This is a genomic window from Kocuria tytonicola (genome assembly GCF_003687455.1).
Classification (GTDB): Bacteria; Actinomycetota; Actinomycetes; order Actinomycetales; family Micrococcaceae; genus Kocuria; species Kocuria tytonicola.
Window position 1 is genome coordinate 20,968 of sequence record NZ_PHOA01000015.1, and the last position, 11,330, is coordinate 32,297.

At 70.5% G+C, this 11,330-nt stretch carries 11 protein-coding genes; 7 read left to right on the plus strand and 4 right to left on the minus strand.

What is annotated here, in order from left to right; genetic code table 11:
* The first annotated feature begins 82 nt into the window (after positions 1 to 82).
* From CWC38_RS03440 to CWC38_RS03465, 6 genes are all read left to right on the plus strand, one after another.
* Positions 83 to 958, plus strand: coding sequence for a helix-turn-helix transcriptional regulator (locus tag CWC38_RS03440; RefSeq protein WP_500683894.1), 876 nt, complete (start codon positions 83 to 85; stop codon positions 956 to 958).
* Entirely contained in the window at positions 955 to 2,430 is a 1,476-nt protein-coding gene (sufB, locus tag CWC38_RS03445; protein WP_121845431.1) for a Fe-S cluster assembly protein SufB, read from the plus strand. Before CWC38_RS03440 ends, sufB begins: the two co-directional genes overlap by 4 nt.
* Position 2,431: 1 nt before the next feature.
* The gene (gene sufD / locus CWC38_RS03450; protein ID WP_121845432.1) at positions 2,432 to 3,733 is read left to right on the plus strand and encodes a Fe-S cluster assembly protein SufD; all 1,302 of its coding nucleotides are present in this window, start codon (positions 2,432 to 2,434) and stop codon (positions 3,731 to 3,733) included.
* Positions 3,734 to 3,826: 93 nt separating this feature from the next.
* The gene (gene sufC / locus CWC38_RS03455) at positions 3,827 to 4,591 is read left to right on the plus strand and encodes a Fe-S cluster assembly ATPase SufC (RefSeq protein ID WP_121845433.1); all 765 of its coding nucleotides are present in this window, start codon (positions 3,827 to 3,829) and stop codon (positions 4,589 to 4,591) included.
* A 35-nt stretch (positions 4,592 to 4,626) separates the two neighbouring features.
* The gene (locus tag CWC38_RS03460) at positions 4,627 to 4,983 is read left to right on the plus strand and encodes a metal-sulfur cluster assembly factor (protein ID WP_121845434.1); all 357 of its coding nucleotides are present in this window, start codon (positions 4,627 to 4,629) and stop codon (positions 4,981 to 4,983) included.
* Between the two features lie 141 nt (positions 4,984 to 5,124).
* Positions 5,125 to 6,396, plus strand: a complete 1,272-nt coding sequence (locus CWC38_RS03465) for an alpha-hydroxy acid oxidase (RefSeq protein WP_121845435.1) — start codon at positions 5,125 to 5,127, stop codon at positions 6,394 to 6,396.
* Here the strand turns inward: CWC38_RS03465 and ypfJ are convergent.
* Genes ypfJ through CWC38_RS03485 form a run of 4 tightly spaced genes read right to left on the minus strand, consistent with a single transcriptional unit; the run spans position 6,393 to position 9,449 of the window.
* Complete coding sequence (gene ypfJ, locus CWC38_RS03470; RefSeq protein WP_121845436.1) at positions 6,393 to 7,301, minus strand: KPN_02809 family neutral zinc metallopeptidase; 909 nt, start codon at positions 7,299 to 7,301, stop codon at positions 6,393 to 6,395. The genes CWC38_RS03465 and ypfJ overlap by 4 nt on opposite strands.
* 43 nt (positions 7,302 to 7,344) lie before the next feature.
* Positions 7,345 to 8,076, minus strand: coding sequence for an energy-coupling factor transporter transmembrane component T family protein (locus tag CWC38_RS03475; protein ID WP_121845437.1), 732 nt, complete (start codon positions 8,074 to 8,076; stop codon positions 7,345 to 7,347).
* The gene (locus CWC38_RS03480; RefSeq protein WP_240625026.1) at positions 8,073 to 8,816 is read right to left on the minus strand and encodes an energy-coupling factor ABC transporter ATP-binding protein; all 744 of its coding nucleotides are present in this window, start codon (positions 8,814 to 8,816) and stop codon (positions 8,073 to 8,075) included. The genes CWC38_RS03475 and CWC38_RS03480 overlap by 4 nt, the downstream gene beginning before the upstream one ends.
* Entirely contained in the window at positions 8,817 to 9,449 is a 633-nt protein-coding gene (locus CWC38_RS03485; protein ID WP_121845438.1) for a biotin transporter BioY, read from the minus strand.
* 230 nt (positions 9,450 to 9,679) lie between these two features.
* Here CWC38_RS03485 and CWC38_RS03490 point away from each other — a divergent pair, with 230 nt between their 5' ends.
* Complete coding sequence (locus CWC38_RS03490; protein WP_121845439.1) at positions 9,680 to 11,278, plus strand: ABC-F family ATP-binding cassette domain-containing protein; 1,599 nt, start codon at positions 9,680 to 9,682, stop codon at positions 11,276 to 11,278.
* Positions 11,279 to 11,330 lie beyond the last annotated feature (52 nt).

An 11,330-nucleotide genomic window follows, 5' to 3' on the forward strand; every position in this document is an offset into this window, starting at 1 on the left:
GGCCCAGTTGTCAGGGCTCTCCCAGCCCCCGTTCCCGGCGGAGGACCGTTTGGCCGGGAATGGATAACGGCATACCCTCGTTATGTATTGCGTCCCAGCTCGCGGAGACACCTCCGGGGCAGGACCGGGAACGACCGGCAGCCGCCGCTCCATTCCCTCTCACCCGCACACGCCGCCGAAGGATGTTGCACTGAGCATGAGTTCACCTGCCACGGACCGCGCCGCCGCGGGCCGCACGGACCAGGATGACACCACCCGCTCGCGGGTGCTCTCGCTGGTGCTGGCCCACGGGCCCATCTCCGCAGCCCAGATCGCGAAGGACCTCGGGTTGACGCCCGCTGCGGTGCGCCGTCACCTCGACGCCCTGGAGGCGGAGCAGATCGTGGAGGTCTCCATGGTCCGCGGCTCTCGGTCCGGAGCAGGTCGCCCGGCACGACGCTACGTGGTGGCCCCCGGGGGGCACGAGCAGCTCGGGCACGACTACAGCGGCCTCGCCAGCCGGGCGCTGGCCACCATGGGCCGCGCGGGCGGCGACGAGCTCGTGAGCAGGTTCGTCTCCGAGGAGATCGGACGCTGGCGCGAGCGCTACCTCCCCCAGGTGGAGGCGGCGGGGCCCGACGTCGAGGCCCGGCTCAACGCGCTGAGCGCCGCCATGAGCCGGGACGGCTTCGTGGCCTCCCACACCACCGTGACCCCGCGAGGTCCCAAGGGCGTGGCCCTGCGCTCGGCGCAGCTGTGCCAGGGGCACTGCCCCATCCAGGACATCGCGAACGAGTACCCCGAGTTCTGCGAGCAGGAGACCGAGCTGATCTCGCAGCTGCTGGACGTGGATGTCCGCAGGCTGTCCACCATGGCGGCCGGCGCCCACGTCTGCACCACACACGTCCCGCTGCAGCTGCGCGCGGGCCACACGAACTCCACCAACCACACAACCGCACGACAGGGAGGGTTGTCATGACCGAGCGCATCGTGCCCGCGGAGAACGCGGGCAGCATGACAGGCGACACCACGATTTCCGAGATCCTGGAGATGAACCCGGAGCTCGAGGGGATCGGCCAGTACCAGTACGGCTGGGCCGACAAGAACGACGCCGGCGCCTCCGCGCGCCGCGGCGTGAACGAGGAAGTGGTCCGGGACATCTCGGCCAAGAAGAGCGAGCCGGACTGGATGACGCAGCTGCGTCTGAAGGGCCTGAAGTTCTTCGACCGCAAGCCCATGCCCACGTGGGGCGCGGACCTCTCCGGGATCGACTTTGACAACATCAAGTACTTCGTGCGCTCCACGGAGCAGCAGGCGGGCTCCTGGGAGGAGCTGCCGGAGGACATCCGCAACACGTACGAGAAGCTCGGCATCCCCGAGGCGGAGCGCAACCGCCTGGTGGCCGGCGTGGCCGCCCAGTACGAGTCCGAGGTGGTGTACCACCAGATCCGCGAGGACCTGGAGGCCCAGGGCGTGATCTTCATGGACACGGACACCGCGCTGAAGGAGCACCCCGAGTTCTTCGAGGAGTACTTCGGCACCGTGATTCCCGTGGGCGACAACAAGTTCGCCGCGCTGAACACGGCCGTGTGGTCCGGCGGCTCGTTCGTGTACGTCCCCAAGGGTGTGCACGTGGACATCCCCCTGCAGGCCTACTTCCGCATCAACACGGAGAACATGGGCCAGTTCGAGCGCACGCTGATCATCGCGGACGAGGACTCCTACGTCCACTACATCGAGGGCTGCACCGCGCCGATCTACAAGACGGACTCGCTGCACTCCGCCGTGGTGGAGATCATCTGCAAGAAGAACGCCCGCGTGCGCTACACGACCATCCAGAACTGGTCCAACAACGTGTACAACCTGGTGACCAAGCGCGCCATCGCCCACGAGGGCGCCACCATGGAGTGGGTGGACGGCAACATCGGCTCCAAGGTCACCCAGAAGTACCCGGCGGTCTACATGACCGGCGAGCACGCCCGCGGTGAGACCCTCTCCATCGCCTTCGCCGGTGAGGGCCAGCACCAGGACACCGGGTCCAAGATGGTGCACATCGCCCCGAACACGTCCTCCTCGATCGTCTCCAAGTCCGTGGCCCGCAACGGCGGCCGCTCCGCGTACCGCGGCCTGGTCCAGGTCCGCGAGGGTGCCACGCACTCCAAGTCCAACGTGGTGTGCGACGCCCTGCTGGTGGACACGATCTCCCGCTCGGACACGTACCCGTACGTGGACATCCGCGAGGACGACGTCACCATGGGCCACGAGGCCACGGTCTCCCGCGTGTCGGAGGAGCAGCTGTTCTACCTGATGCAGCGCGGCATGCCCGAGGACGAGGCCATGGCCATGATCGTGCGCGGCTTCGTGGAGCCGATCGCCCGCGAGCTGCCCATGGAGTACGCGCTCGAGCTGAACCGTCTCATCGAACTGCAAATGGAAGGATCCGTTGGCTGATATGTCCACCACTGAACAGAGCGCCCGCAACGCACAGGACGCCGACGAGCGGGTGAACGGGGTCCCCACGGGTGAGGACCGCGTGGCCATCCCGGGCATGAGCCAGGAGGGCGAGACCCTCCAGGAGGGCCGCAACCAGGCCGGTGAGCCCGAGTTCAAGGGTGCCGTGAACGGTGACGGCTCGGCGGCTCCGGACTCCTCCCGCGCCGGCCGCACCCGCTCCTTCGACGTCGCGGACTTCCCGCCGCTGAGCACCAAGCTCGAGGACTGGCGCTTCACGCCCATCAAGCGCCTGCGCGGGCTCGACGACGCCGCACTGCAGGGCCCCGCGCCCACCGTCTCCGTCTCCGGGGACGACGCCGTGCAGGTCACCTCGGTGCCGCGCGACGACTCGCGCGTGGGCTCGGCGGGGATTCCCGACGACCGGGTGGCCGCGAACGCGTGGTCCTCGTTCTCCGAGGCCACCGTGGTCTCGGTCCCGGCCGACGCCCAGGTGGCGGAGCCCGTGATCGTGACGATCACCGGCGGCTCCGAGGAGCCTGCGGCCCAGCACGTCGTCGTGGAGGCGGGAACCAGCTCCCGTGCCCTCGTGGTGCTGCGCCACCAGGGCACCGCGGTGCTGGCCCAGAACGTCGAGTTCGCCGTGGCGGACGGGGCCAACCTCACGGTGGTGTCCCTGCAGGAGTGGACGGACGACTCCGTGCACGCCTCCTCGCAGCAGGCGCAGCTGGGCCGTGACGCCACGTTCAAGCACGTGCTCGTGAGCCTGGGCGGTGACCTCGTGCGGGTCACCCCGTCCACCCGCTTCACCGCTCCCGGCGGCGACGTGGAGATGTACGGCCTCACGTTCGTGGACGACGGCCAGCACTTGGAGTCGCGGCTGTTCGTGGACCACTCCGTGCCGCGCTGCCGCTCCCGCGTGACGTACAAGTCCGCGCTGCAGGGCGAGAACGCCCACGGCGTGTGGGTGGGGGACGTCCTCATCCGTGCCGAGGCCGAGGGCACCGACACCTACGAACTCAACCGGAACCTGATCCTCAACGACGGTCCGCGCATGGACTCGGTGCCGAACCTCGAGATCGAGACCGGTCTGATCGCCGGCGCCGGGCACGCCTCCACCACGGGGCAGCTGGACGACGAGCACCTGTACTACCTGATGTCCCGCGGGATCCCGGAGGACCAGGCCCGCCGCCTGGTGGTCCGCGGCTTCCTGTTCGAGATCATCCAGCAGGTGGGCGTCGAGGCGCTCGAGGAGCAGCTGCGCGCGTCCCTGGAGGACGAGCTCGCCCGCACCGAGAACTGAGAACCGGCCCAGCGCCGTCGTCCCCGAGACAGAGAATTCCGCACCGCGCCCGAGAGCGGGCCGGTGCCCACGAAACCCAAGGAGAAGCACCGCATGTCAACTCTGGAGATCAAGGACCTCCACGCGTCCGTCATCCTGGACGACGAGTCCACCAAGCCCATCCTCAAGGGCGTGGACCTCACCATCAACTCCGGTGAGGTGCACGCGATCATGGGCCCCAACGGCTCGGGCAAGTCCACCCTGGCGTCGACGATCGCCGGCCACCCCAAGTACCAGGTGGACTCCGGGTCCGTGACGCTGGACGGGCAGGACGTGCTGGAGATGTCCGTGGACGAGCGTGCCCGCGCGGGTCTCTTCCTGGCCATGCAGTACCCCGTGGAGATCCCCGGCGTGACCACCTCCAACTTCCTGCGCTCCGCGAAGACCGCGGTGGACGGCGAAGCCCCCTCGCTGCGCACGTGGACCAAGGACGTCCGCGCGGCCATGGACAAGCTGAAGATCGACAACGACATGCTGCAGCGCAACGTGAACGAGGGCTTCTCCGGCGGTGAGAAGAAGCGCCACGAGATCCTTCAGCTCGAGATCCTCAAGCCGAAGATCGCGCTGCTGGACGAGACCGACTCCGGCCTGGACGTGGATGCCCTGAAGATCGTGTCCGAGGGCGTCAACCGTGCCCTGGCCGAGGACAACACCGGCATCATGCTCATCACCCACTACACGCGCATCCTGCGCTACATCAAGCCGCAGTTCGTGCACGTGTTCTCCGACGGCCGCGTCGTGGACCAGGGTGGCCCCGAGCTGGCCGAGCGCCTGGAGAACGAGGGCTACGACCGCTACGTGCAGGCCGCCGCCAAGTAGGCGTCCGGCGCACACCACACTCCGAGGAGAACGCCATGAGCGATTCCACCGACACCGCCACGGCGGAGACCGGCCCCCGGGGCCAGGCCTCGGTCGAGGAGGTCACGGACCTGCTGAAGAACGTGATCGACCCCGAGTTGGGCGTCAACATCGTGGACCTGGGCCTGCTCTACGGCCTGGAGTACCAGGACGACGACTCCCTGCGCCTGGACATGACGCTCACCACGGCGGCGTGCCCGCTGCAGGACGTCATCGAGGAGCAGGTGGCCCAGAACCTGTCCCCGGCCGTGGACGAGTGGCACGTGAACTGGATCTGGATGCCCCCGTGGGGTCCGGAGCGGATCACGGAGGACGGCCGCGACCAGATGCGGGCCCTGGGCTTCAACATCTGAGGTCCCGTCCCCGGACACTGGCGAACGGCACGGCACACGCCCCCGCGGTCGGTGCCGTGCCGTTCGTCATTGCGCTCGCACCGCTCGCGCGCCAGGGTGGAGGGGGACAGATGTTCCCGTTCCGCGACCACCGGAGGACCCATGCGACGCCACTTGCCCCAGCTCTCCGAGCTCCGGCCCCTCATGCAGTTCGGTTCGTTCAACCCGGACCGCCGTGCGGCGCGGCTCGCGAAGGCCGCGGACGTGGAGGCGCTGCGCCGGATTGCGCGGCGTCGCACGCCCAGGCCGGCCTTCGACTACGTGGACGGTGCCGCGGGCCAGGAACTCACCTACCGCCGTAGCCGCGAGGCGTACGAGTCCGTGGAGCTGCTGCCGCGCATCTTGCACGGAACGGCCACCGCGGACCTGAGCACGCAGATTGCCGGGCACCGCAGCGCGTTGCCGTTCGGGATCGCACCCACCGGGTTCACCCGGTTCATGCACTCCGAGGGGGAGATCGGGGGAGTGCGTGCGGCCGCCCGCGCGGGCATCCCGTTCTCGCTGTCCACCATGGGCACGCGCTCCATCGAGGAGGTCCGGGACGCCGCGCCGGATGCCCAGCGCTGGTTCCAGCTGTACCTCTGGAGGGACCACTCGGCGTCCCTGGATCTGCTGCAGCGGGCGAAGGCCGCGGGCACGACGACGCTGCTGGTCACCGTGGACACGCCCGTGGCGGGTCAGCGGCTGCGGGACACCCGCAACGGCATGACCATTCCGCCGCGCCTCACCCCGAAGACCGTTCTGGACGCCTCCTACCGGCCCGAGTGGTGGTTCAACTTCCTCACCACGGACTCCCTGAAGTTCGCGTCCCTCTCGGACACCTCCGGATCGCTCGCGAACCTCATTTCCTCGATGTTCGACCCCGGGCTGAACCTGGAGGACCTCGCGTGGATCCGTGAGAACTGGGGCGGGCAGCTGTTCGTCAAGGGCATCCTCACCCGCGAGGACGCACGGCGTGCCCTGGGCGTGGGGGCGGACGGCCTGGTGGTCTCCAACCACGGTGGCCGGCAGCTGGACCGCGCTCCGGTGGCGCTGACCGCCCTCCCCGAGATCCGGGACGAGGTGGGCCCGGACGTCCCCCTGATCCTGGACTCGGGCATCATGTCCGGCGCGGACGTGGTCACCGGTCTGTGCGCGGGTGCGGACTTCGTGCTGATCGGCCGCGCGTACCTCTACGGCCTCATGGCCGGGGGCGAGCAGGGGGTCACCCGCGTGATTCAACTCCTGGAGGAGCAGATCCGCACCACCATGCTTCTGATGGGCGCGGCCACCGTCGCGGACCTCGGCCCGCAGTGCATGCGTGCGCCATGGCTGCCCCGTGCGGAGACCAGCCACCAGGAGACCAGCCGCCGGGAGAGCGGGAGCCGGGTCTAGGAGAGCCCCTCCGGGTGGTCCAGGTTCCGCGCGCCGAACGTGTTGCACGTCCTGATGTCCCCGGTCTGGTAGCCGGTGAGGAACCACGCCTGGCGCTGGGCCGAGGTGCCGTGCGTGAAGGACTCCGGGTTCGCGCGGCCGCGGGTGGACTCCTGGATCCGGTCGTCGCCAATGGCACCGGCCGCCTCGATGGCGTCCGAGAGCTGCGCGCGGGTGATCGGCTGCAGCTGCACCGCCCCGCCGGACTCCGTGGCGTGGTGTGCCCACATCCCGGCGTAGCAGTCCGCCTGCAGCTCGGTGCGCACCGCACCGGAGCTGGCACCGTGGGGGTCCTGCTGCGCCCGGCCCAGCGTGCCCTGCAGGTGCTGCACGTGGTGGCCCACCTCGTGCGCCATCACGTACTCCTGGGCCAGCGCGTCCGCGTCCGCGCCGAACTCGGTGCGCATCTGCTCGAAGAACCCGGTGTCCAGGTACACGGTGGAGTCCGGAGGGCAGTAGAACGGTCCGGTGGCGGAGGACGCCTGGCCGCACGAGGTGCTGTCCGTGCCGGTGAAGAGCATGACCTCGGGCAGCGTGTACTTCTCGCCCGTGACCCGCGGGTAGTACCCGCCCCAGAACTGGTCCAGGGACTGGACGGTGGCCACCATGCGGCACCGAGGATCCGAGTTGGCGTCCGCGCCCGTACGGCAGGTCTCCTCCAGACCGGAGTCCACCTGCTGCGTCCCCGTGGTCTGCTGCTGCGTGCCGCCGGTCAGCGCGTCGATCCCGTCCTGGCCGAAGAACAGTCCGGCGAGAAGCAGGATGACGACGCCGCCCAGCCCGCCTCCCACGGCGATGCCGCGTCCGCCGCCGCCCCCGGTGCCGACACGGCCGCCGTCCAGCTGTGAGTTGTCGTTGAAGCTCATGGGGGAAGCATAGGCGCACGGCAACCGGTGACCGGTCGTGTGCTCACTCGAGTCCGCGCGCGGCGAGCGCCTCCCCGGTGCGGTGGGCGTAGTCCACGGTGGCGATGACCGCGGGCGTGACGAGCTGCGTGGCCCGGGGACTCACGGTGCGGGCCGCGGCGGCGTCGCGCAGGGTGGAGAGGACACCGAAGAGCCAGGGGACCGAGCGGATCATGAGCGAGACGGCGAGCCCGATCCGCTCGGGGTCCGCTCCGAGCAGGCGCACGGGGGAGCACACCACCACGAGACCGTCGACGAGCCGCGGGAGCTCCGTGGTGGTGAGCAGCAGCCGGGAGAGGGCCACCACGGCCAGCAGGGAGAGCACCACGTCCGCCGCGCGGGCCGGCCCTGCCGTGAGCAGGTGGTAGCCCGAGAGCAGGAGCACCAGGAACCACAGGGGTCGCAGGGAGACCGCCCAGCGCCGCAGCCCGAACCCGCAGCCCGCGGAGAGCACCGCGGTCAGGACCAGGATGCCCAGGGACACGGGCCACGCCCGGAGCACCATGACCGCCGCACCCAGTCCGAGCAGGAGCAGCGCCTTGAGCCACAGGGGGCAGCGGTGCAGGACGGAGTGCCCGGGGACGTAGGTGCCGAGCAGGTCGTCGCGGCGCCCGGTAGAGCGGCGCGGACGGTGGCGGCGCGGGCGAGGACAGTGCGGTCGAGGACGGCGGGGGCGGGAACCGTGCGCAGTGGCGGTGCCGGTCCGGGACGCCCGCACGTCCGGGGAACCGCTCATGCGGCGTCGTCCGGGAAGCCGTGGGCGCACCAGTGGCGGTAGCGCGGGATGACGTCCTCCGGAGGTCCCTGCGCAATGATTCGTGAGCCGTGCACCACGGCCACGTGCTGGGCGGTGGCGGCGAGATCGAGGTCGTGGGTGCTGACGAGCTGCTGCTGGGGGAGGGAGTCCAGGAGCTCGCGCAGCCGCAGCCGGTTGCGCAGGTCCAGCAGGGTGGTGGGTTCGTCCAGGACGAGCACCCGCGGCTCCACGGCGAGCACGGCGGCCAGGGCCACGAGCTGGCGCTCACCGCCGGAGAGGTCGAACACGCTGTGGTGGCCGCGCTCCGCCAGACCCATGCGCCGCAGCCAGTCCAGGGCCCGTGCAGAACGCTCCCGCCGGTCGGCCACCGCGCGGCGCAGGGACAGCTCGATGTCCTCCAGCGGGGTGGGCATGAGGATCTGGGAGGCGGGGTCCGTGAACACGAAGCCCACGAGGGAGCGGGCGGTGCGGGGATCGGCCACGGGGTCCACCCCGTGGGTGCGCACCGCGCCGGCAGCGGGCGGGACCAGACCGTTGAACAGCCGCAGCAGCGTGGACTTGCCCGAGCCGTTGAGACCGATCACCGCGGTGCGGGGCGCGGTGAACTCGCACGAGATCCCGTCCAGCACGGTCACGGGACCGCGGGGGCCCTCCAGCGCGACGGTGACCCCGTCACAGGTGAGCGAGGTCCCCTGCCCGGGCAGCGGCGGGGCCTGCACTCAGAGGACCGCCCCGGCCATGCGCGGGAACGCGCGGTGCACGGCCACGGCGACGAGGGCGGCCACCAGGGCCTTGAGCACGTCACCGGGGATGAAGGCGAGGTCCGCCACCACGGCCGCCTGCATGGCGAGACCGCCGTTGACCACCATGCCCACGATGCCCACGAGGTGGGAGAGCACCAGGCCGGCGAGACCCGCACCGAAGAGCTTGACCCACAGTGCGCTGCGACGGTCCGGGTCCACCGCGCTGGATCCCTCGCGGCGGCGCACCCGCTCCACCCGCACGCTGCGGTGGGAGAGCCACCCCACGAGGGCTGCGGCGAAGGGGAAGGACAGCAGGTAGCCCGCGGACGGTCCCACGAGGACCGCAGGGCCACCCGTGAAGCCCGCGAACACCGGCACGCCCAGCAGCCCCACCACCACGTAGAGGGAGAGCGCCAGGAAACCACGCCAGCCACCCAGCACCATGCCCGTGAGGAACACCGCGAGCGTCTGCAGGGTGATCGGCACACCCAGGGGCCCCACCGGGACCGCCGGGACCAGCGCCAGGACACAGGTCAGGGCGGCGAAGACGGCGATGTTCGCCAGGTCGAACGAGGAGACGGCGGGGGAGGGACGCGCGGGTTCAGTCATGCCGTGCAGTCTAGTGGCCGTGCGCCGTCGTCCCGCGGTGGCAGCACCCGGAGCGGCGGGCGGGCCAGGGGGCCCGACTTGCACCGCCGGGTAGACTGGGCAGGTTCCCCGCTGACACGGGGCACCCACCTGCCCGGAGACCGTCCGGCCCCTGCCCGCCGCGCGCGGCGTCGCCCCACGGGACGCCCCGGAACCGGTGGTGCGACCGTCCCACGAAAGGCCCTGCTCCGTTGATCACCGTGACGAACCTCGAACTGCGCGCGGGCGCGCGCCTGCTCATGGACGAGGTGAACTTCCGTGTGGACAGGGGCGACAAGGTGGGCCTGGTGGGCCGCAACGGCGCCGGCAAGACCACCATGACCAAGGTGCTGGCCGGGCTGAGCCTGCCCGCCGCGGGAGAGGTCACGCGCACGGGTTCCATCGGGTACCTGCCCCAGGACCCCAAGGTGGAGGACATGAACCAGCTCGCGCGGGACCGGATCCTCTCCGCGCGCAACCTCGCGGGCGTGATCTCCAAGCTGCGCCGCACCGAGGAGGAGATGGCCTCCGAGGACGACGCCGTGCGCGCGAAGGCCATGCGCCGCTACGACCGCCTGGAGTCCGAGTTCCTCGCGGGCGGCGGCTACGCGGCGGAGTCCGAGGCCGCGACCATCACCAACAACCTCAACCTCCCCGGGCGCGTGCTGGACCAGCCGCTGCACACGCTCTCCGGCGGTCAGCGCCGACGCGTGGAGCTCGCCCGCATCCTGTTCTCGGACGCGGACACCATGCTGCTGGACGAGCCCACCAACCACCTGGACCACGACTCCATCGTGTGGCTGCGCGAGTTCCTGCGCTCCTACCAGGGCGGGGTGCTCATGATCTCCCACGACGTGGGGCTCATGGAGATGGTGACCAACAAGGTGCTGTACCTGGACGCCAACCGCTGCGTGGTGGACGTCTACAACATGACCTGGAAGAACTACCTCAAGCAGCGCGAGCAGGACGAGGCCCGCCGAAAGCGCGAGCGCGCGAACGCCGAGAAGAAGGCCGGCGTGCTCATGGACCAGGCCAACAAGATGCGCGCGAAGGCCACCAAGGCCGTGGCCGCCCAGCAGATGATCCGGCGCGCCGAGCGGCTCATGGCGGGCATCGAGGGCGAGCGCGTCCAGGACAAGGTGGCCGCCATCCGCTTCCCCAAGCCCGCGGACTGCGGCAAGACCCCGCTCACGGCCAGGGGGCTGTCCAAGTCCTACGGCTCGCTGGAGATCTTCACGGACGTGGACCTCGCGATCGACCGCGGCTCCCGCGTGGTGGTGCTCGGGCTCAACGGTGCGGGCAAGACCACCCTGCTGCGCATGCTCGCGGGCCAGGCCGAGCCGGACACCGGCGAGGTGGTGGCGGGCCACGGGCTGAAGCTGGGCTACTTCGCGCAGGAGCACGACACCCTGGACACCTCCCGCACCGTGCTGGAGAACATGAAGTCCGCGGCCCCCGAGCTCGCGGACACCCAGGTGCGCACGATCCTCGGCTCCTTCCTCTTCCAGGGCGACGACGTGGACAAGCCCGCCGGGGTGCTCTCCGGCGGTGAGAAGACCCGGTTGGCGCTGGCCACGCTGGTGGCGTCCTCCGCGAACGTGCTGCTGCTGGACGAGCCCACCAACAACCTGGACCCCGCCTCCCGCCGGGAGATCCTCAACGCCCTGCACAGCTACGAGGGTGCCGTGGTCCTGGTCTCCCACGATGAGGGCGCCGTGGAGGCCCTGGAGCCCGAGCGCGTGGTCATGCTCCCGGACGGCGTGGAGGACCTCTGGAGCCAGGAGTACCAGGACCTCATCAGCCTGGCCTGAGGCCACGCCCCACCTGACACCGCGCGGCGGACGACGCCGCCCCCCCTGGTAC